At 71.4% G+C, this 21,599-nt stretch carries 15 protein-coding genes; 8 read left to right on the plus strand and 7 right to left on the minus strand.

Going from position 1 to position 21,599, the window contains the following annotated elements; genetic code table 11:
- Positions 1-143: 143 nt before the first annotated feature.
- The 5 genes from M2163_RS33150 to M2163_RS33170 all read right to left on the minus strand — a co-directional run bounded on the left by M2163_RS33150 (position 144) and on the right by M2163_RS33170 (position 9,630).
- A complete protein-coding gene (locus M2163_RS33150) occupies positions 144-2,192 on the minus strand; it encodes a M4 family metallopeptidase (RefSeq protein WP_280849213.1) in 2,049 nt (682 codons plus the stop codon).
- Between the two features lie 230 nt (positions 2,193-2,422).
- Positions 2,423-4,177 carry an ABC transporter ATP-binding protein gene (locus tag M2163_RS33155; RefSeq protein ID WP_280895792.1) on the minus strand — a complete coding sequence of 585 codons (1,755 nt, stop codon included), beginning with the start codon at positions 4,175-4,177 and terminating at the stop codon, positions 2,423-2,425.
- Positions 4,174-5,892, minus strand: a complete 1,719-nt coding sequence (locus tag M2163_RS33160) for an ABC transporter ATP-binding protein (protein WP_280849211.1) — start codon at positions 5,890-5,892, stop codon at positions 4,174-4,176. The genes M2163_RS33155 and M2163_RS33160 overlap by 4 nt, the downstream gene beginning before the upstream one ends.
- A 28-nt stretch (positions 5,893-5,920) precedes the next feature.
- The gene (locus M2163_RS33165; RefSeq protein ID WP_280849210.1) at positions 5,921-7,783 is read right to left on the minus strand and encodes an ABC transporter ATP-binding protein; all 1,863 of its coding nucleotides are present in this window, start codon (positions 7,781-7,783) and stop codon (positions 5,921-5,923) included.
- The gene (locus M2163_RS33170) at positions 7,780-9,630 is read right to left on the minus strand and encodes an ABC transporter ATP-binding protein (RefSeq protein WP_280849209.1); all 1,851 of its coding nucleotides are present in this window, start codon (positions 9,628-9,630) and stop codon (positions 7,780-7,782) included. The genes M2163_RS33165 and M2163_RS33170 overlap by 4 nt, the downstream gene beginning before the upstream one ends.
- Before the next feature lie 183 nt (positions 9,631-9,813).
- Between M2163_RS33170 and M2163_RS33175 the strand changes: the two genes are divergently transcribed.
- Genes M2163_RS33175 through M2163_RS33190 form a run of 4 tightly spaced genes read left to right on the plus strand, consistent with a single transcriptional unit; the run spans position 9,814 to position 13,366 of the window.
- Positions 9,814-10,731, plus strand: coding sequence for an ABC transporter ATP-binding protein (locus M2163_RS33175; protein WP_280849208.1), 918 nt, complete (start codon positions 9,814-9,816; stop codon positions 10,729-10,731).
- The gene (locus M2163_RS33180) at positions 10,728-11,462 is read left to right on the plus strand and encodes an ABC transporter permease (RefSeq protein WP_280895793.1); all 735 of its coding nucleotides are present in this window, start codon (positions 10,728-10,730) and stop codon (positions 11,460-11,462) included. Before M2163_RS33175 ends, M2163_RS33180 begins: the two co-directional genes overlap by 4 nt.
- A 25-nt stretch (positions 11,463-11,487) precedes the next feature.
- Positions 11,488-12,738, plus strand: a complete 1,251-nt coding sequence (locus M2163_RS33185) for a sensor histidine kinase (RefSeq protein WP_280849206.1) — start codon at positions 11,488-11,490, stop codon at positions 12,736-12,738.
- Positions 12,728-13,366 carry a response regulator transcription factor gene (locus M2163_RS33190; protein ID WP_280849205.1) on the plus strand — a complete coding sequence of 213 codons (639 nt, stop codon included), beginning with the start codon at positions 12,728-12,730 and terminating at the stop codon, positions 13,364-13,366. Before M2163_RS33185 ends, M2163_RS33190 begins: the two co-directional genes overlap by 11 nt.
- Here M2163_RS33190 and M2163_RS33195 read toward each other — a convergent pair.
- A complete protein-coding gene (locus M2163_RS33195; RefSeq protein WP_280895794.1) occupies positions 13,363-14,775 on the minus strand; it encodes a sulfatase-like hydrolase/transferase in 1,413 nt (470 codons plus the stop codon). The two genes, M2163_RS33190 and M2163_RS33195, sit on opposite strands and share 4 nt — an antisense overlap.
- A 70-nt stretch (positions 14,776-14,845) precedes the next feature.
- Complete coding sequence (gene glgX, locus M2163_RS33200; protein ID WP_280895795.1) at positions 14,846-17,086, minus strand: glycogen debranching protein GlgX; 2,241 nt, start codon at positions 17,084-17,086, stop codon at positions 14,846-14,848.
- Positions 17,087-17,350: 264 nt separating this feature from the next.
- On the opposite strand from glgX, the gene M2163_RS33205 reads away from it, so the two are divergent.
- From M2163_RS33205 to M2163_RS33220, 4 genes are all read left to right on the plus strand, one after another.
- The gene (locus M2163_RS33205; RefSeq protein ID WP_280854085.1) at positions 17,351-18,583 is read left to right on the plus strand and encodes an Ig-like domain-containing protein; all 1,233 of its coding nucleotides are present in this window, start codon (positions 17,351-17,353) and stop codon (positions 18,581-18,583) included.
- Positions 18,584-18,748: 165 nt separating this feature from the next.
- On the plus strand, positions 18,749-19,987 hold the full coding sequence (locus M2163_RS33210; RefSeq protein ID WP_280895796.1) for an Ig-like domain-containing protein: 1,239 nt from the start codon (positions 18,749-18,751) through the stop codon (positions 19,985-19,987).
- Between the two features lie 76 nt (positions 19,988-20,063).
- Positions 20,064-20,831 (plus strand): enoyl-CoA hydratase-related protein, encoded by a 768-nt coding sequence (locus M2163_RS33215; RefSeq protein WP_280895797.1) that lies wholly within the window; start codon positions 20,064-20,066, stop codon positions 20,829-20,831.
- Positions 20,832-21,093: 262 nt separating this feature from the next.
- Positions 21,094-21,597 (plus strand): ATP-binding protein, encoded by a 504-nt coding sequence (locus M2163_RS33220; protein WP_280849201.1) that lies wholly within the window; start codon positions 21,094-21,096, stop codon positions 21,595-21,597.
- The last annotated feature ends 2 nt before the right edge of the window (positions 21,598-21,599 follow it).

Genomic DNA, 21,599 nt, shown 5'->3' on the forward strand with positions numbered 1-21,599 from the left:
CCAGCAGGTGAACATTGCGGGCATGTAAAGCGAGTTGACCTGGGCAAAGCCCCAACAAGACGTGGGTCATGGGAGGGCAAAAAGAGGGCGCCGCCCCGGGGAGTCGAACCACCGGGACGGCGCCCTGACCGGGCTGTGCCGACCTACGGGAAGGTCAGCTTCCAGCTGTTGATGTAGCCGGTGTCCTGGGCCGCGTTGTCCTGGACCCGCAACTGCCAGGTCCCGTTGGCCACCTCGGAGGAGGCGTCCACCGTGTAGGTGGTGTTGAGGTTGTCGGTGCTGCCGCCGGTGCCGTACGCCTTCAGCGTGTACGCCGTGCCGTCGGGAGCGATCAGCTGCACCCGGAGGTCACCGATGTAGGTGTGCACGATGTCGACCGCGACCGCGAGGTTCGACGGCGCGTTGCCCGTACGCCCTGAGACGGTGATGGGCGAATTGACCGCCGCCCCGTTGTCCGGAATCGACACGTCGGTGGTGGACTCGAAGGAGGTGCCGCCACCACCGCCGCCACCGGGACGCGAGCCGACCGCCACGCCCGCCCAGGCGTTCGCCACGGCCGTGTACTCGGCGCTGGTGGTGCCGTAGAGCTCACCGGCCGCCGCGAGGGTGCCGGTGCGGGCCGCCGCGTAGTTCGTCGTCGACGTGAACTTCGTGGTCAGCGCGCGGAACCAGATCTTCTCCGCCTTGTCCCGGCCGATGCCGGTGACCGGAAGGCCGTCCGACGTCGAGGAGTTGTAGGTGACACCGTTGATGGTCTTGGTGCCGCTGCCCTCCGACAGGAGGTAGAAGAAGTGGTTCGCCGGGCCGGACGAGTAGTGGACGTCCACCGATCCGATCCCGGAGTACCAACTGTCCTTGGACGCCCCGTCCTTGCTCGGCTTGTCCATGTACCGCAGCGGCGTGCCGTCGCCGTTGATGTCGATCTCCTCGCCGATGAGGTAGTCACCGACGTCCGAGGAGTTGTTGGCGTAGAACTCGACGGCCGTGCCGAAGATGTCGGAGGTCGCCTCGTTCAGACCGCCGGACTCGCCCGAGTAGTTGAGCCCCGCGGTGTTCGACGTGACGCCGTGGGTCATCTCGTGACCGGCCACGTCGATCGACGTCAGCGGGTGGGTGTTGCCCGAGCCGTCGCCGTACGTCATGCAGAAGCAGCTGTCCGACCAGAACGCGTTGACGTAGTTGTTGCCGTAGTGCACCCGGGAGTACGCCCCGACCCCGTCACCGCGGATGCCCGAACGCCCCTGCACGTTCTTGTAGTAGTCCCAGGTGAGCGCGGCACCGTAGTGCGCGTCCGCGCCGGCCGTCTCCGTGTTGGAGGCGCTGCCGTTGCCCCACACGTCGTCCGGGCCCGAGAAGAGGGTGCCGGTGCCGGAGGTGCCGCGGTTGAGGTTGTACGTCTTGTGGCCGCCGCGCGCCCCGTCGGTGAGGTTGTACGTCGACCCCGACTGGGTGGTGCCGAGGGTGACCGTGCCGCTGTACATGGTGTTGCCGGTGCCGGTCTCGATGCCCTGGTACTCGTAGAGCTTCGCACCGGTCGCCGCGTCCGTGATCACGTGCAGCTCGTTCGGCGTGCCGTCCTCCTGGAGGCCGCCGACGACCGTCTCGTACGCCAGGGTCGGGGTGCCGTTGGCGGCCCAGATCACCTTGCGCGGGGCGCGGTTGGTGTCGGCCTTGTCGGCGCCGGCGGCCTGCGCGGCCTTCAGGGCCTGCGCCGACGCCTTGGCCGCGGTCACCTTCGGGGTCACCGAGGCGACCTTGATGGTCTTGTGCGTCGCCTTGACGACACCCTCGGTCGCCCCGGACTTCGTGGTCTCCACGACGAGGTCGCCGCCGAGGACCGGCAGGCCGTCGTAGGTGCGCTCGTAGCGGGTGTGCAGCGTGCCGTCGCCGTCCTTGACGACGTCACGGACGACCAGCTTCTCCTTGGCGCCGAGGCCGAGGTCCTTGGCGGTGTCCGCCTTGGTGGCGTTGGCCTCGCGGATCAGCTCGGCGCGCTGGGCGGGGGTGAGCCTGAGGGACTCGGCGCCCGGGATCACCTTGCTCGCGGCCGACGGTGCCTTCGCCGGGGCTGCGGTGGCGGCGCCCGACTGGACGGCCGCGGCGATCAGGGCCGAGACACCGACGAGGGCCACGGCGGCGGCCTTGCGGGGCAGGGCGTGGGGGGTGCGTCTGTGGGAGGAACTGTCTCTCAACACTGACTCCTTCTGCGCGGCCGCGGATCACGCGGCCAGGGGAGACCGGGCGGTGGGTCGACCGACCGGGCACAACATGGAGGTACGCAGAACGGTGGTGCTGTGGGGTTGCTGTGAAGTTGCCGTGGGAAGAGTGGCAGTGGATTGCGCTGTCTGTCAGGAGCGCGTCAGAAACTTGGCCGGAAACAGTCCGTTGTCCGGTTGTTCATGTTCGATATACGGTCGCGACGTCAACCGCCGTCCGGCCCCCCGTGCCAGGATCCCCACAGCGCCGCGTACGCCCCGCCCGCCGCCACCAGCTCCTCGTGCGTGCCGAGTTCGGTCAGCAGGCCGTTCTCCATCACCGCCACCCGGTCCGCGTCGTGCGCGGTGTGCAGCCGGTGCGCGATCGCGATGACCGTGCGCCCTTCGAGTACGGCTGCCAGGGCGCGCTCGGTGTGCCGCGCGGTCGTCGGATCGAGCAGCGCGGTCGCCTCGTCGAGGATCAGCGTGTGCGGGTCCGCCAGCACCACCCGGGCCAGGGCGAGTTGCTGCGCCTGCGAACCGTCGGTGCGGCAACCGTCCTCGCCGAGCCCGGTGTCCAGCCCCTCGGGCAGCTTACGCACCCACCCGTCGGCTCCCACGGCGGCCAGTGCGGCCCACAACTCCTCGTCCCCGGCGCCGGGTTCGGCGATGAGGAGGTTGTCGCGGACCGTGCCCAGGAAGACGTGGTGCTCCTGGGTGACCAGGACGACCTGGCGGCGCAGCTGCTCGGGGTCCAGGCCCACGACGGGCACGCCCCCGACGGTCACCGAGCCGGAGGTGGGCGCGTCGACACCCGCGAGCAGCCTGCTGAGCGTGGTCTTCCCCGCCCCCGAGGGTCCGACCACCGCGAGCCGTTCACCGGGGCGCACGGTCAGGTCGACGCCGTGCAGCACCTCGCCGCCCCGGCCGTAGGAGTAGCGCACACCGGAGACGTCGATGCGGTCGTCGGCGGGGGCGGGGGAGGCCTCGGCGTCGGCGCGCGGGGCCGTGGCGAGACCCTCCACACGGGCGAACGAGGCGCCGCTGGACTGGAGTTGCTCGACCCGCACGAGGATCTGGTCGAGTGGGTTGACCAACTGCTGGAGGTAGAGGGCGGCGGCCACCACCGAGCCCAGACTCATCATGCCGTGGGAGTGCAGCATCCCGCCGATCAGCAGCACGCCCGCCACCGGCAGGATGTACGCCACCTCCACGACCGGGAAGAACACACTGCGCAGGTAGAGGGTGTGGAGCCGGGTGCGGCGGGCCGTGTCCAGCGCCTCCCGGCTCGCCCCGACCCGGTGCTCCTGAAGACGCAGCGCCTCGACGGTGCGGGCGCCGGAGGCGGTGGCCGCGAGGATCTCGGCGACCTCCGAGGTGGCCTCGCCCTCGGCCAGATAGCCGTCCCTCGCCCGGCGCAGATACCAGCGCAGGACGAACCAGATGGGCAGCAGGCCGCACACACCGACCGCGCCCAGCAGCGGGTTCAGGAAGAAGACCGCGGCGAGCAGGAACAGGAACTGCACGCTGTTGATGAGCAGTTCGGGGCCCGCGTCGCGGAGCGTGGTGCCGACGGTGGCGACGTCGGCGGTGCCGCGGGCGGTGAGGTCACCGGTGCCCGCGCGTTCCACGACCGAGGCGGGCAGGGCGAGCGTGCGGTCCACGAACTCCTCGCGGACCCGGGCCAGGGTGCGTTCGCCGAAGCGGTGGCCGACGTAGCGGGCCCAGCGGGCGAGGAGGAGCTGGACGCCCGCGCAGACCACGAGGACGGCCGCGAGCCGGTCCACCGCGGACACGCCCGCGCCGGCGCGGACCTCGTCGATGATCCGGCCCAGCAGCCAGGGGCCGGCGAGACCGGTCAGGGCGGCCGCGGCGTTCAGGGCGAGGACGGCGGTGAAGGCGCGGGTGTCCTTGCGGATCAGCCGTCCCGCGGCCCGCCGGACGGCGGCTCGGTCGGCGACCGGGAGGTGGCCCCTGCTCACGTCGTGACCTCCACGTCCCGGGCCACCAGGGCCCGGTATCCCGGTTCCGTGCTGAGGAGCCGCTGGTGCGTTCCGCTTGCCGCGAGTTTGCCGTCGACCAGGTAGAGGACGGTGTCGGCGTGGTCCAGGACGAGGGGGGAGGTGGTGGTGACGGCTGTGGTGCGGCCGGCGCGGGCGCTCTTGAGGCGGCCGGCCACGAGGGCCTCCGTGTGGGCGTCCAGGGCGGAGGTGGGTTCCACGGCGAGGAGGATCTCCGGGTCGGCGAGGAGGGCTCTGGTGAGCCGGATGCGTTGACGTTGGCCGCCGGAGAGGTTGCGGGCCTGGGCGTCCATCGCTGAGTCCAGGCCGTCGGGGAGCCCTTGGACGATGTCGTCCGCCACGGCCGCGTGCAGGGCGGCTGCGACTGCGTGGGGGCTTGCCCCGCCGTTCCCCGCGCCCCGGTGGGGCGCGATCACGTCACGCAGGTTCCCTGCGAACAGGTCGGCCTCGTGGTCCGCCAGCAGGATGCGCTCCCTGATCTGGGGCAATCCGATCTCGTCCAGGGGGACCGAGCCCCAGGTCGCGCGGGACGGGGTGTAGCGGGCCAGGCGGTCCAGGACCGTTGCTGTGTCCGCCGGGTGTGCCGAGGTCAGAGCCGTCAGGCGGCCCGGCAGGACGCTCACCCCCGACTCCGGGTCGTGCAGGGCCGACGGCTCCGCCGGGGCGTCCTTCGTGCCCGAGTCCTCCAGTGGCTCCAGACGCAGGAAGCGCACGACCCGCCTCGCCGCCACCACACCCCGGCTCAGCTGGTATCCGCACTCCACCCAGAACGCCACCGGACCCACCAGGACCGCGACATAGCCGTACACCGCCACCAACTCGCCCACGGTGATGTCCCCCTGGGCGGCGAGGCGGGCCGCGAGCCAGGTGACGACGGCGAGGAACAGGGTGGGCAGGCCGACGCCGAGGGCCTGGACCCAGCTGGTGACCGCGCCGACCCGGTAGCCCTGGGACCGCAGCCGCCGGGAGTCCTGGCGGAAGGAGTCGGCGACCAGGGACTTGCCGCCGAGGCCGTTGAGGACGCGCAGGCCGCCCGCCAGGTCGGCGATACGGGCCGTGAGGACACCCTGGCGGTTGCGGTACTCGGTCTCGGCGCCCTGGAGACGGGACAGGAAGGGACCCACGAGCAGGACGATCGCCGGGATGCCGAGGAGGACCACGGCAGCGAGGACCGGGGAGACCGAGACCAGCACGGCGGCGACCGTCAGATAGGCGGCGCAGGCACCGACACCCGGGCCGACGACGGTCAGGGCGCCGGCGATCGTCTGCACGTCGCCCACGCCGATCGTGACGACCTCACCGGCCCCGGTCCGGCGCGAGAGCGCGGCCCCGAGGCGGACCGCCTGGCCCACGACCACCTTGACCGTGCGGAAGTTGGCGTCCATCCGCACCCGGGTCATCGTGCGGTGGCGCATGATGCTCAGCCAGGCGTTGAACGAACCGACCGCGAACAGCGCGAAGCTCCAGCCGGCCAGGGCCGCCCAGTCACCCGGCTCCAGGCCCTCGTCGATCGCCTTCGCCATCAGATACGGCGTCGCCGCCAGCAGCACCATCCAGGAACTGCCCAGCAGCGCCCCGGCCACGGACCGCCCCGGCTGACAGCGCACCAGCCACCACAGATACCGCCAGCCGCCCCGGACGTCGGGCGTGCCCGGATCCTCGTACGCGTCGATCACACGTCCCCCTGGTCACTCTCGTGCCTGCTCACGCCAGGCTGTCCCGCCACGCCCGGTGCAGATCGGCGAACCGGCCCGTGCCCGCGACGAGTTCGGCCGGCGTGCCGTCCTCGACGATCCTGCCGTGCTCCATGACGAGGACCCGGTCGGCGATCTCCACGGTCGACAGCCGGTGCGCGACGACCACGGCCGTACGGCCCTTGAGGACCGTGTCCATCGCCCGCTGCACCGCCCGCTCGCCCGGGACGTCCAGCGAGCTGGTCGCCTCGTCCAGGATCAGCACCGCCGGATCGGCGAGCAACGCGCGCGCGAACGCCACGAGTTGACGCTGACCCGCTGAGATGCGGCCGCCCCGCTTGCGTACGTCCGTGTCGTACCCGTCCGGCAGCGCGCTGATGAAGTCGTGCGCGCCGATCGCCTTCGCGGCCTGCTCGATCTCCTCCCGGCCGGCGTCCGGGCGGCCGATCGCGATGTTCTCGGCGACCGTGCCGGAGAACAGGAACGCCTCCTGCGTCACCATGACCACCCCGCGCCGCAGCTCGGGCATCGGCAGGTCGCGCAGATCGACGCCGTCGAGCAGGACGCGGCCGGCGGAGGGGTCGTAGAAACGCGCCAGCAGCTTGGCCAGGGTCGACTTTCCGGCGCCGGTCGAGCCGACCACCGCGACCGTCTGCCCGGCGGGCAGCACGAGGTCGAAACGGGGCAGCACCTCGCCGCCGGTGCGGTAGCCGAACGAGACGCCCTCGAAGACGACCTCACGGCCGGGGCGGTCCGCGGACCCGAGCGCCGGGAGCTGCCGGGGAACCGACGGCTCGGGCACGGTCGGGGTCTGGGCGAGCAGGCCGGCGATCTTCTCCAGGGAGGCCGCCGCCGACTGGTAGGAGTTCAGGAACATCCCGAGCCGGTCGATCGGGTCGTACAGCCGACGCAGGTACAGCACGGCGGCGGCCAGCACACCCAGCTCCAGCGAGCCCTGCGCCACCCGGTACGCGCCCCACAGCACGATGCCCGCGACGGCCGCGTTGGCGACCAGCCGGGACCCGACGACGTAGCGGGCCATCTCCAGGAGCGCGTCGCCGTTCACCCGCTCATGACGCTTGTTCAGTACGGCGAAGTCGGCGTCGTTGGCGGCCTCGCGGCGGAACGCGCGCACCGGGCGGATGCCGTTCATCGTCTCCACGAACTTCACGATCACGGCGGCGATCGCGGTCGACCGCTTGCGGTACACCCGTCCCGCGCGCCGCCGGTAGACCCGCACGAGCAGGTACAGCGGCACGAAGGAGGCCACCGCGACCGCGCCGAGCCCGAGGTCGAGCCAGAGCAGCAGGGCGGAGATGTAGAGGAAGGACAGGACGACGGTGACGAGCTCCTGAAGTCCCTCGTCGAGCAGTTCGCGCAGCGACTCCACGTCGGTCGTCGAGCGGGAGATGAGCCGGCCCGAGGTGTAGCGCTCGTGGAAGTCGATGCTCAGCGCCTGCGCATGGCGGAAGATCCGGCCGCGCAGGTCGAGCAGCACGTCCTGGTTGACGCGAGCGGAGGCCAGGATGAACGCGTACTGGAGCCCGCCGGAGGCCAGCGCGCACAGCAGGTAACCGGCGCCGACCGCGATCAGCGGGCCGTTGTCGTGGTCGCGGAACGCGGGGACGGCCCGGTCGATGGCATACGCCACCAGCAGCGGACCCGCCTGCACGGCCGCCTGCTGGAGCAGCAGCAGAAGCGTCGTCACGGCAACCCGCGCCTTCAGCGGGGCGAGCAGCGAGCGCAGCAGGAGGGCGGTGGCGCCCGGGGGAGACGGCAGACGGTCGCGGTCGAAGGCGTCGTCGCCGTCCCGCGGTCCGGCCGGGCGGGGTTCCTCGTCCGCGGCGGGCGCGGACGTCGTGGGGGCCGTCATCGGGCGTTCTCCCCTTCTCCGAAGTGCCCGGACCGTTCTCCGGAATCCCCGGGCCCTTCTCCGGAGTCCCCGGACCCGGACATCAGATGGGCGTACTCGGCGTTGGTGCGCAGGAGTTCGTGGTGGGTGCCCACGGCCGTGATGCGGCCCCCCGACAGCAGGGCGACCCGGTCGGCGAGCTGCACGGTGGAGGGACGGTGGGCGACGATGAGGGCCGTGGTGTCCGCGAGGACGTCCCGCAGCGCGGCTTCCACGGCGGCCTCGGTGTGGACGTCCAGGGCGGACAGCGGATCGTCCAGGACGAGGAACCTGGGCCTGCCCACGACGGCACGGGCAAGAGCCAGGCGCTGGCGCTGGCCGCCGGAGAGGCTGAGGCCCTGTTCGCCGACCTGGGTCGCGGTGCCCTGCGGGAGGGCGTGCACGAAGTCGGCCTGGGCCACGGAGAGGGCGCGGTCCAGTTCCCCTTGGTCCGCGCCCATCAGGACGTTGTCCCCGACGCTGGTGGAGAAGAGGGTGGGGTCCTCGAAGGCCATGGCCACCTTGGCGCGCAGTTCCTCCCGGGGCATGGCGGTGATGTCCTCGCCGTCGAGCGTGATCCGGCCCGATGTCGGTTCGTGGAGGCGAGGGATGAGGGCGGTGAGGGTGGTCTTGCCGCTGCCTGTGGCGCCTACGAGCGCCATGGATTCACCGGGCCGGATGTGCAGATCGACGAGGTCGAGAACCGGTGGTGAGTCGTCCGCGGCATCGGGATAGCGGAACGAGACCGCCGAGAAACGCATGCCTGCGTCGCGGGCTGCGGGTGCGTGGGGGCTTGTCGCGCGGTTGGCCGCGCCCCTGGCGGGCGCGGTCTCCTGTTCCGGTACTTCGTCCATGGCCTCGAAATAGCGCTCCGTCGCCGTCGCCGCCTCCTGACTCATCGCCAGCAGGAAGCCGATCGAGTCCACCGGCCACCTCAGGGCCAGAGCGGTGGACAGGAACGCCACGAGCGTCCCCGCCGACAGCTCCCCGTCCGCCACCTGTACGCAGCCCAGCACCAGGGCCGCCCCGATCGCCACCTCCGGCAGCGTCACGATGACGCCCCAGATCGTGGCCAGCAGACGGGCCTTGTGCAGTTCCGTGCCGCGCAGGGTGCCCGAGAGTTCACGGAACGCCCTGGCCTGCGACCGGTGCCGGCCGAAGCCCTTGATGATGCGGATGCCGAGCACGCTCTCCTCGACGACCGTCGTGAGGTCGCCGACCTGGTCCTGGGCGAGGCGGGCCACCGTGGCGTACCGCTTCTCGAAGATCACGCAGGTGACGACGACGGGGATCGCGGGGCCGAGGATCACCAGGCCGAGCGTCCAGTCCTGGAGCAGCATGATGATCACGCCGACCAGGATCGTCACGCTGTTGACCAGCAGGAAGGTCAGCGGGAAGGCGAGGAACATGCGCAGCAGCATGAGGTCCGTGGTGGCCCGGGACAGCAGCTGGCCGGAGGCCCAGCGGTCGTGGAAGGCCACCGGGAGGCGCTGGAGGTGCCGGTAGAGGCCCGCCCGCATCTCCGCCTCGACGTGGGAGAGCGGCCGCGCCACCAGCCACCGCCGCAGCCCGAACAGCAGGGCCTCGGCGAAACCGAGCAGCAGCAGGTACAGCGCCCCGAGCCACACGCCGGCCGTGTCCCCGTCGGCGACCGGGCCGTCCACCATCCACTTCAGCACGAGCGGGATCACCAGCCCCGTGCAGGAGGCGAGGATCGCCACGAACGCGGCGGTGAACAGCCGCGCGCGGGCGGGCCGGACATACGGCCACAGGCGCAGCAGGCTCCTGACCGCCGATCGGTCCTTGGTGGTTGCACGTGTCGTGGGCATCAGCAGCGAGCCTACGGATCGGCACTGACAACGCCCACCGAGTTTTGGCCGTACCGGAATCGGCCGCTGGACCTACGACCTGCGTGTTCGAGGGGTCGTACCGCCGCATCAGCCGATCGGTCGATGCCGGATCGAGCGTGACGGGCGATGCGGCGGCGGGGCCCGGCCCGGGACGCTGCTGCCATGTCCTTCATCGAAGTCAGCGAACTGCGCAAGTCCTACGGCGGCCGCGCCGTCGTGGACGGGGTGTCCTTCGCCGTAGAGGAGGGCGAGATCTTCGGGATCCTCGGCCCGAACGGCGCCGGCAAGACCACCACCGTCGAGTGCGTCGAGGGCCTCAGGCTCCCCGACGCGGGCCGCGTCCGGGTCACCGGCCTCGACCCCGTCGCCGACCACGCGCGCGTGGCCCGGGTCCTCGGCGCCCAGCTCCAGGAGAGCGAGCTCCAGGCCAAGCTGACGGTCCGCGAGGCGCTGGAGCTCTACTCGGCGTTCTACGAGCGGCCCCTCGACTGGCGGCCGCTCGCCGAGCGCCTGGGGCTCGCCCAGCAGGTCGCCACCCGGTTCGGCAAGCTCTCCGGCGGCCAGAAGCAGCGCCTGTTCATCGCGCTCGCGCTGGTCGGCAACCCCCGGATCGTCGTCCTGGACGAGCTGACCACCGGCCTCGATCCGCGCGCCCGCCGCGACACCTGGGAGCTGATCGAGGACGTCCGCGCGAACGGCGTGACCGTCCTGCTCGTCACCCACTTCATGGAGGAGGCGCAGCGGCTCTGCGACCGGATCGCCGTGATCGACAGGGGCCGGGTCGCCGCCCTGGACACCCCGGCCGGACTCATCCGGCGCTCGGCGGGCGGCACGGTCATCAGCTTCACGCCCTCCGCCCCGCTGGACGCGCACGAGCTCGACACCCTGCCCGCGCTCGCCTCCGTCGAGGACCGGGAGGGCCGTCTCACCCTCTCCGGCACCGACGAGACGGTGAACGCCGTGATCACCCTGCTCGCCCGCCGGCACGTCACCGCCCACCAGCTCCGGGTCGTCGACGCCACCCTCGACGACGCGTTCCTCGACCTCACGAGGACCGACGCCCAGGAGGCCACGGCATGAACACCGCCGTACTGCGGACCGAGGTCCGGCTCTTCCTCCGCGAACCCGGCGCCCTCTTCTGGATCCTGCTGTTCCCGACCCTGCTCCTGGTGATCCTCGGTTCGGTCCCGTCCTTCCGGCACCACGACCCCGACCTCGGCGGCCTCAGGACCATCGACGTCTACGTGCCCGTGGCCGTGCTCCTCGGCCTGATCGTCGGCGGCCTCCAGTCCATGCCGCAGACCCTCACCGGCTACCGCGAACGCGGCATCCTGCGCCGCATGTCCACCACTCCGGTCCGCCCGGCCGCCCTGCTCACCGCGCAGATGACCGTCTACGGCGGCGCCGCCCTGGCGTCCGCGCTCCTCGCGCTCGCCGTCGGCCGGTTCGCCTTCGACGTACGACTGCCCGAGCAGCCCCTGGGCTACCTGCTGGCCCTGGTGCTCGCCGTGCTCGCCGCCCTCGCGCTGGGCGCGGTGGTCTCCTCGCTGTCCCGGACCACGAAGATCGCCGGGGCGATCGGTTCCGCCGTGTTCTTTCCCGCGATGTTCTGCGCGGGAGTCTGGGCGCCGGTGCAGACCATGCCGGACGTCCTCGCCCGGATCGTCGGGTACACGCCGTTCGGCGCGGCCGCGGAGGCCCTGAACCGGGCCGCGGCCGGCGACGGGCCGGGCTGGACCCACCTCGGCGTCCTCGTCGCCTGGACGGTCCTGCTCACGGCCGCGGCCGCACGCTGGTTCCGCTGGGAGTGAGCGGAGCGTGCCGGACACTGGGGTCATGACCGACACCGCGCCGGTGGAGCCCCGGGCCTCCTTCGACAGCTGGGGCCCCTACGCGCTGCTGGGCGCCGGTGTCGTGGCGGCGGCCGTGTCCGCCCGGCCGGTCGGCATGGGCCGGTCCGCGATGACCGTCTCGGCGGTACTCGTCGTCGCGGGCGCCCTGCTCCAGGTGTGGTGGGGGAGGGTGCGGCGCGGCCGGCCGGGCCCGAGCCGGACCGGTGTGTGCCTCTACTTCCTGCGCTGGGGCCTCGGGTTCGTGCTGACCTGGCTCAATCCGTTCTTCGCCTTCTACGCCGTGACCGGCTACTACACCGCCGCCCGGGAGCTGCCCCGCCGGCTGGTGATGCCCGGTCTGTTCCTGACCGCGATCACCATGGCCGGCAGCGAGGTGGGCGGCATGCCGCCGCACGGGCCGCTCCTGTGGACCGGCTTCTTCCTCGTCCTGGGCCTCAACATGGGCCTGGTCAGCGTGTTCACCCGGTTCGCGCTCCAGGAGCAGGAGCGTGCCCGCGTCCAGGCCGAGACCATCGCCGAACTGGAGCGCACCAACACCGCGCTCCAGCAGGCGCTCGACGAGAACGCCGCCCTTCACGCCCAACTCCTCGTCCAGGCAAGGGAGGCGGGCGTGGCCGACGAGCGCAGGCGGCTCGCCGCCGAGATCCACGACACCCTCGCCCAAGGCCTGACCGGGATCATCGCCCAGCTCCAGGTCGTCGTGAACACGCCCGACGAGAACCAGGCCCGCGAGCATGTGCACCGGGCCATGGACCTCGCCCGTCACAGCCTGGGCGAGGCGCGCCGCTCGGTGCACAACCTCGCCCCGGTCGCGCTGGCCGACGCGGGGCTCCCCGAGGCCCTGAAGCAGACGGTCACCGACTGGGGCGAACGCACCGGTGTACGCGCGGAGTTCACGGTCACCGGCACCGCCGAGCAACTCCACGACGAGGTGTCCGCGACCCTGCTCAGGATCGCCCAGGAGGCCCTGTCCAACGCCGCCCGGCACGCGCACGCCGCCCGCCTCGGCGTCACCCTCAGCTTCCTGACCGACGAGGTCATCCTCGACATCCGTGACGACGGAGGCGGTTTCGACCCGCTCGCCCTGCCCGCCCGCACCCGCACGGGCGGCTTCGGCCTCGACGGCATGCGGGCCCGCGCCGAACGCATCGCGGGCTCCCTGACCGTCGAGTCCGAACCGGGTCACGGCACGGCGCTGTCGGCTCGCGTACCGTTGGTCCGCCATGACCGGTGACATCTCGGTGCTGATCGTCGACGACCATCCCGTCGTACGGGACGGTCTGCGCGGCATGTTCGAGTCCGCGCCCGGCTTCAGCGTGCTCGGTGAGGCGTCCAACGGCGTGGAGGCCGTCGAGCGGGCCGCCGCGCTCGACCCCGACGTCATCCTGATGGACCTGCGGATGCCTGGCGGGGGCGGGGTGGACGCCATCCGCGAGCTGACCCGCGTGAGGGCCCGCGCGAAGGTCCTCGTCCTGACGACGTACGACACGGACTCCGACACGCTGCCCGCCATCGAGGCGGGAGCGACGGGCTACCTCCTCAAGGACGCCCCGCGCGACGAACTGTTCACGGCGGTCCGGGCGGCCGCCGAGGGCCGTGCGGTCCTCTCCCCGGCGGTGGCCTCCCGCCTGGTCTCCGCCGTCCGCACGCCCAGGGCACCGGCGAACGAACCCCTCTCCGCCCGCGAGCGCGAGGTCCTCGCCCTGGTCGCCCGCGGCACCTCCAACCGCGAGATCGCCCGCGAGCTGTTCATCAGCGAGGCCACCGTGAAGACCCATCTCACCCACCTGTACGCCAAGCTGGGCGCGAAGGACCGCGCGGCGGCGGTCGCGACGGCGTACGAACGCGGGATCCTCGGCTAGCTCGGGTACGGCAGCAGCCCGGCCGCCGTCCTCTCCCACGCGCCCTTCAGCTCGGCGAGCAACTCCGGTTCGTCGGCGGCCAGATCAGCCTGCTCGCGCAGGTCGGCGGCGAGGTCGTAGAGATGGTCCCTGCCGGCCGCGTCCTGGTAGTACTTCCACTTCCCGCGCCGCAGCGCCCGGTTGGCCCGCACCCGCCAGAACAGGTCCCGCTCCGGCAGCCGTTGGCCCCGCAGCAGGTACCCGGCCAGGCTGGTGCCGTCCAGCGGGTAGACCGGATCGGGCCGCGCGCCGGCGACCTCCAGGAAGGTCGCCGTCCAGTCGGGGGAGAAGTTCGGCTCGTGGCTGACCTGGCCGCCGTCGATGCGGTGCGGCCAGCGCACGATGGTCGGCACCCGGATGCCGCCCTCCTGGAGGACGAACTTCTCGCCGCTGAGCGGCCACAGGTACGACCAGCGCTCACCGCCGTTGTCGCTGGCGAAGTACACCAGCGTGTGCTCCTCCTGGCCCGAGCGGCGCAGGGCGGTGAGCACCTCGCCGACGGCAGCGTCCAGGCTCTCCACCATCTCGGCGTACTTGGCGACCGAGCCGCCGTCGTAGTGGTTGAGCGCGGCCGAGATCTCCGCCCGGCTCTTCGCCGCGCGGATCCTCGCGGCGATCTCCGCGCCGGTCTCCGCGTCGCCCTCCGCGAGCCAGGGCCAGTGCGGGGTGGTGAAGTTGAGGTTCAGCAGCCAGGGCGCGGTGTGGTCACGGCTCACGTACTCCACCGCCCGCTCGGTGAGGACCTCCGTGTAGTAGCGCAGGTCCTTGTGGGTGGCGTCGCCCTCGTAGAGGTCGTAGTCGCCGAGCTGGCCGAGCTTGGAGAAGTACTCCAGCACACCGCCGCGGTTGCCGAAGAACTCGTCCCAGCCGGACCTGGTGGGGCTGTAGTCGGGGAGCCAGCCGCAGTGCCACTTGCCGATCAGGGCGGTCGAGTAACCCGCCTTCTTCAGCAGGGAGGCGAGGGTCGGGTGGTTCGGGTCGAGGCCCTGCGACCGGTCGGCGACGGGCTCGGCGAGCCCGCCCGGCGTGCGCCCCGGGTACCGGCCGGTGTACAGGCTGAAGCGGGTCGGCGAGCAGGTCGAGGACCCCGAGTAGGCGTCCGTGAACCGCACGCCCTGCCGGGCCAGCCGGTCCAGGTTCGGCGTGTTGATGTGCGGGGCGCCGTACGACGACAGGTCGGCCCAGCCGAGGTCGTCGCCGAGGATGACGAGGAGGTTGGGGCGCTTGCCGGAGCCGCCTTCGCCCCGGGCCTGGAAGGGGCGTTCGGCAACGGCTTCGGCGGCCTCGGCGGTGGTCGTCGTACCGGCGACGGCGGTCATGGCACCGCCGCCGACGAGACCACCGAAGGCACGGCGGGATATCTCGGGCATGGCAGCGAGTCTGGCCAGCGGGTCCGTGTATTGGCCAGCGATCACATGCGCTGTTCACGGGACTGCAATCTCACCCCGCGACCCGCAGCAGCAGCACCGCCCGCGCCGGTACCGTGACCGACGTGCCCGCCCGGTGCACCACCCGCGGGGCCTCGGTCTGTTCCTCCCTCGACGTGTCGACGACCACCTCGTACCGCTCCGCCCACGGCGGCCCCGGCAGCAGGAAGGCGGCCGGGCGGTCGCCCGCGTGCAGGACGGCGAGGAAGCTGTCGTCGACGATCGGGGCGCCGCGTTCGTCACGGCCGGGGATGTCCCGTCCCGAGAGGTACATCCCGAGCGTGGCGGCCGGCGCGTACCAGTCCCGTTCCGTCATCTCCGTGCCGCGGGCCGTGAACCAGGCGAGGTCGCGGATCCCGTCCGCCGAGTGCGCGCGCCCGGAGAAGAACGCCCTCCGCCTGAGCACCGGATGCCGGTGGCGCAGGTCGATCAGCCGCGCGGTGAGGTCGAACAGCGCCTTCCAGCCGGGGTCGTCGAGGAGCCCCCAGTCCACCCAGCTGATCTCGTTGTCCTGGCAGTAGGCGTTGTTGTTGCCGCGCTGGGTGCGGCCCAGTTCGTCGCCCGCGACCAGCATCGGCACTCCCGTCGACAGCAGCAGCGTGGTGAGCAGGTTCCGCAGCTGCCGCCGCCTGAGGGCACGTACCCGCTCGTCGTCCGTCTCCCCCTCCGCCCCGCAGTTCCACGCCCGGTTGTCGTCCGTGCCGTCCCGGTTGCCCTCGCCGTTCGCCTCGTTGTGCTTCCTCTCGTACGACACCAGGTCCCGCAGGGTGAAACCGTCGTGCGCGGTGATGAAGTTGACCGAGGCGTACGGCCGCCGCCCGCCCCACGCGTACAGGTCGCTGGAGCCCGAGAGGCGGTAGCCCAGGTCCCGTACGTCCGGCAGCGCCCCGCGCCAGAAGTCCCTTACGGCGTTGCGGTAGCGGTCGTTCCACTCCGTCCACAGGGGTGGGAAGGCGCCCACCTGGTAGCCGCCGGAGCCCACGTCCCACGGCTCGGCGATCAGCTTCACGCGCCGCAGCACCGGGTCCTGCGCGATGACCGCGAGGAACGGGGACAGCATGTCGACGTCGTGCATGGAACGGGCCAGCGCGGCCGCCAGGTCGAAGCGGAAGCCGTCCACGCCCATCTCCGTCACCCAGTAGCGCAGGGAGTCGGTGATGAGCCGCAGGACATGGGGCTGGACCACGTGCAGGGTGTTGCCGCAGCCGGTGTAGTCCGCGTACCGCCGGGCGTCCGACTGGAGCCGGTAGTACCCCCGGTTGTCGATGCCCTTGAGGGACAGCGTGGGGCCCAGTTCGCCCGCCTCCGCGGTGTGGTTGTAGACCACGTCGAGGATGACCTCGATCCCGGCGGCGTGCAGCGCGCGCACCATGCGCTTGAACTCGCCGACCTGCTGGCCCGTCGTACCGGAGGCGGCGTAGGCCGCGTGCGGCGCGAAGTACCCGATGGAGTTGTAGCCCCAGTAGTTCTTCAGGCCGCGGCGCAGCAGATGGTCCTCGTGGGCGAACTGGTGGACGGGGAGCAGTTCGACGGCGGTGACGCCCAGCCGGACGAGGTGCTCGATCGCGGCGGGGTGGGCGAGACCGGCGTAGGTCCCCCGCAGTTCCTCGGGGATGCCGGGGTGCAGCGCTGTGAACCCGCGGACGTGCATCTCGTAGATGACGGAGTCCGCCCACGGCGTCTTCGGCCGGCGGTCCTCCGCCCAGTCGTCGTCGTCATGGACGACCACGCCCTTCGGGACGTACGGCGCCGAGTCGCGTTCGTCGCGCACGGTGTCCGCGACCTGCTGCTGGGGCCAGTCCCGGACATGGCCGTACACCTCGGGCGGCAGGCTGAAGTCGCCGTCCACCGCGCGGGCGTACGGGTCGAGGAGCAGCTTGGCCGGGTTCCAGCGGGCGCCGGTCCACGGGTCCCAGCGGCCGTGCACCCTGAAGCCGTAGCGCTGGCCGGGCATGACGCCGGGGACGAAGCCGTGCCAGATCTCGTGCGTGAGCTCGGTGAGCCGGGCCCGGCTCTCCATGCCGTCCGCGTCGAACAGACACAGGTCGACGGCCTCGGCGCCGCCCGCCCACAGGGCGAAGTTGGTCCCCGCGACCCCGTCCGGGCCGACCCGGAACCGGGCGCCCAGCGGGGTCGGTGCACCGGGCCACACCGGTACGGCGGGTACCGCCGCCCGCCGCGCCCCGTTCACCAGCGCGGCGGGGCGCTCCTCGGCGGCTTCCGACACCGCCTCCTGCTCGGCTGCGCTGGACACCGGTCGGCCTCCCACGGCTCGTGGAACGAGGTGGAAAAGAGCGCGCGACGTCCCGGCCGCGGCACCCCCTCACGTCGTCCTCCCCACTGTTCTGCCCAGCGCTTGCCTCGCATTCACGTCTCCGTGTGCGAAGCGCGGTACGGGGAGGGTGGGTCCGCCGTCGGGCGGCTGCGGGCGCGTGGGGGCTTGTCGTGCGGTTGCCCGCGCCCCTTCAGGGGCCCGAAGGTCACGTTTCTCCCGGGTGGGCACCGTCGTTGGGTGGGCGTGAGACATGGACATGGGCGCGCTCGGCGCTCGCGGGCCGCTTTGGCCGCCGTAGTGACATGGGCAGGACTGCTGGCCGGAGCGGCCGGATGCACGGCGGACGGGGGTGGCGGGATCGGCGGTGTCGGCGGGTTCGGGAAGCCTCCCGCGCCCGAGGACGTCATCCGGGTCGCCCCCGACGACGGCACCAGGGGAGTGCCGCCCGAGGAGAGACTGCGGGTCAGGGTGCCCAGCGGGCGCCTGGAGTCGGTCACCGTGGTCAAGTCCCAGGACGCGCAGGACTTCCCGGTGCCCGGGCACATCTCCGACGACGGGCTGCGCTGGGAACCCGACGAGGCACAGCTCGCGCTGGCCGCCGAGTACACCGTCGACGCGGTCGCGCTCGACGCCCACGGCCGCCGCTCGGCCCGGCACACCACCTTCACCACCTACGTCCCCGAGGAGCGCTTCGTCGGGTACGTCAGCCCGGAGAACCGCTCCACCGTCGGCACCGGGATGATCGTCTCCCTGGAGTTCAACCGGGAGATCGAGGACCGCGCCGCCGTCGAACGGGCCGTGCACGTCACCTCGAAGCCGCCCGTCGAGATCCGCCCGCACTGGTTCGGCAAGGGCCGCCTCGACTTCCGCCCCGAGCGCTACTGGGCCCCCGGCACCCGGGTGACGGTCGCCCTCCGGCTCCGCGACGTGGAAGGCGCGCCCGGCGTCTACGGCCTCCAGTACCGGACCTTCTCCTTCACCGTCGGCCGCAGCCAGGTCTCCCTCGTCGACGCGGCCGCGCACACCATGCAGGTGCGACGGGACGGCGAACTTCTCGCCACCGTGCCGATCACCGCCGGCGCTCCCAGGACGACCACGTACAACGGCAAGATGGTCGTCACCGAGATGCTCGAGGTGACCCGCATGAACAGCCGCACGGTCGGCTTCGGCGGCGAGTACGACATCCCGGACGTCCCGCACGCCCTGCGGCTGACGGACTCCGGCACCTTCCTGCACGGCAACTACTGGGCGCCCACCGCCCCCGGCAGGGTCAATGTCAGCCACGGCTGCGTGGGGCTCAGGGACGTCAAGGGCGGCAGCTCGGACACGCCCGCGGGCTGGTTCTTCGACCGGAGTCTCGTCGGGGACGTCGTCGAGGTCGTCCACAGCGACGACAAGAAGGTCGCTCCCGACAACGGGCTCGGAGGCTGGAACATGGGATGGAAGGAGTGGAAGGCGGGCAGCGCGGTGAAGTGACCGGGCTCGAAGGCGGCTTGGCCCCTCTTCGTTGAAGTTGAAGTTGGGACGAAATGGTGACCTTGGACTTGCACGATGCTCAAAAGTCTGCGGTTAATATTCGCCGACGTGTGCGGAAACGCGCGGGGGAGCGGGCCTGACCAGGCCCTTCGAGGGGAGAACGACGTGAACGTGCGACCGATACCGGGGGCGTCGGTTGACGCGCGGGGGCGCGGGGCCAAGGGACTGCTGGCGCTGATACTGGGCGTGCTGCTGCTGGCCGTCACCGCATGCGGCGGGGGAGGTTCCGGTTCCGGTGACGCCAAGGCGGACAAGGGCGACTCGTCCGCCACCGAGACCAAGCAGTCCGAGGCGGTCGTCTCCATCAGCCCGAAGGACGGGGCCAGGTCCGTCGACACCAGCGGTGTGCTCAAGGTCGGCGCCACGAAGGGCAAGTTGACCGAGGTGCAGGTCAAGGACGCCAAGGGCACCGCGATAGCCGGGAAGATAGCCGCGGACGGCGCCTCCTGGACGCCGTCCACCCACCTCGCCTCCGGCACCGCCTACACCGTGCACGCCGTCGCCAAGGACGCCGAGGGCCGTACCGCCGCCGAGGACTCCCGCTTCACCACCTTGACCCCGAAGAACACCTTCATCGGCACCTTCACGCCCGAGGACGGCTCGACCGTCGGCGTCGGAATGCCGTTCTCCATCCGCTTCACCCGGGGCATCACCAGCCCCGAGGCCGTCGAGAAGGCCATCACGGTCAAGACCACGCCGGCCGTCGACGTCCAGGGCCACTGGTTCGGCAACGACCGCCTCGACTTCCGTCCCGAGAAGTACTGGAAGGAAGGCACCAAGGTCACCGTCGACCTCAACCTGAACGGGGTCGAGGGCCGCGACGGCGTCTACGGCAAGCAGGACAAGACCGTCTCCTTCACCATCGGCCGCAACCAGGTCTCCGTCGTGGACGCGAAGAAGCTCACGATGAAGATCACCCAGGACGGCAGGACCGTCAAGACCCTCAAGGTGACCACCGGCAAGCCCGGTTACGACACCTGGAACGGCCAGATGGTCATCAGCGAGAAGCTCACGGTGACCCGGATGAACGGCGAGACCGTCGGCTACGGCGGCGAGTACGACATCAAGGACGTCCCGCACGCCGCCCGCCTCACCGACTCGGGCACCTTCATCCACGGCAACTACTGGGGCGGCGACGCCTTCGGCAACTACAACGCCAGCCACGGCTGCGTGGGCCTGCGTGACGTCAAGGGCGGTTACGACAGCGGGGTACCGGCCGCCTGGTTCTTCAACCACTCGCTGATCGGCGACGTGGTCGTCGTGAAGAACTCCGACGACGCCACGGTCGCCCCGGAGAACGGCCTCAACGGCTGGAACATGTCGTGGGAGAAGTGGAAGGCGTGACACTGCGCTGATCAGCGGCCCCGGTGTGAGGTACCGCACCGGGGCCGCTGCCGTTAGTCCCCGTTAACCTGCTGGCATGACCGTGAATCTCGAAGTCGCCGAAGGCGTCGGCACCATCCGTCTCGACCGGCCGCCCATGAACGCGCTGGACGTGGCCACCCAGGACCGGCTGAAGGAGCTCGCCGAGGAGGCGACCCGGCGCGAGGACGTGCGCGCGGTGATCGTGTACGGCGGGGAGAAGGTGTTCGCGGCCGGCGCGGACATCAAGGAGATGCAGGCCATGGACCACACCGCGATGGTCCTGCGCGCCCGTGCCCTCCAGGACTCGTTCTCGGCGGTGGCCCGCATCCCCAAGCCGGTCGTCGCGGCCGTCACCGGGTACGCCCTGGGCGGCGGCTGCGAGCTCGCGCTGTGCGCGGACTTCCGCATCGCCGCGGAGAACGCCAAGCTGGGGCAGCCGGAGATCCTGCTCGGACTGATCCCGGGCGCGGGCGGCACCCAGCGCCTGGCCCGGCTGGTCGGCCCGTCCAGGGCGAAGGACCTGATCTTCACGGGCCGTATGGTCAAGGCCGACGAGGCGCTGACGCTCGGTCTCGTGGACCGGGTCGTGCCGGCCGGCGAGGTCTACACCGAGGCGCACGCGTGGGCGGCGAAGCTCGCGCAGGGACCGGCGATCGCGCTGCGCGCCGCGAAGGAGTCGATCGACACGGGTCTGGAGACCGACATCGAGACGGGCCTCGCGGTGGAACGGAACTGGTTCGCAGGTCTGTTCGCCACGGAGGACCGCGAGCGGGGCATGAAGAGTTTCGTCGAGGAAGGCCCCGGCAAGGCGAAATTCCTCTGAACCACTTGCAATTGACGCGGTGTCTGATCCGGGTCCCTCGATGGGGCGGTTTATGGGAGCCTTAACGCAACCTTAAGTCTGCCTTGTCGAGGGAGTCCGTCGATTGCCTCCCAGTGAGCCTGTACCGCAGGTCAGAAGGGCTGTCGAGGGCGCCGAAGTGCCGTCGGCATATGCCGATCGACTTCTACGGAACGACGCGTTCCGGGGGGCGTATTCGTCAGGAACGGCCCCGGAGGGCGCTTCGGGCGGCCATGATGGGGGCATGGCGGGGCTGGAGGGTTTCGAACAGCCGCGGGGAGACGGCCGTGCGACGGCGGCGCGCTGGTCTCCGGCGGTCGAGGACGAGCACGCACGGAAAGCGCTCGAACTGTTCGGAGACCCGACGGAGGCCGAAGTCCCGCTGCCGTCCCGGCCGGAGTCCGCGGCGGCCGCGCGCCGCCTGACCCAGGTGATCGTCCTGCGGCACTGGGGGCTCACTCCGAAGATGACTGAGGACGCCGTCTTACTCGTGTCCGAACTGGTCGGCAACGCGGTGCGGCACACCGGGGCCCGGGTGTTCGGTCTGCGGATGCGGCGCCGGCGGGGCTGGATCCGGATAGAGGTCCGTGACCCGTCGCGCGGACTGCCCTGTCTGATGCCGGTGCAGGAGATGGATGTCAGCGGGCGGGGACTGTTCCTCGTGGACAAGCTGTCGGACCGCTGGGGCGTCGATCTGCTGCCCCGCGGGAAGACGACTTGGTTCGAGATGCGGGTGGCTGACCGGTAAGA

Source organism: Streptomyces sp. SAI-135 (assembly GCF_029893805.1).
Lineage (GTDB): Bacteria > Actinomycetota > Actinomycetes > Streptomycetales > Streptomycetaceae > Streptomyces.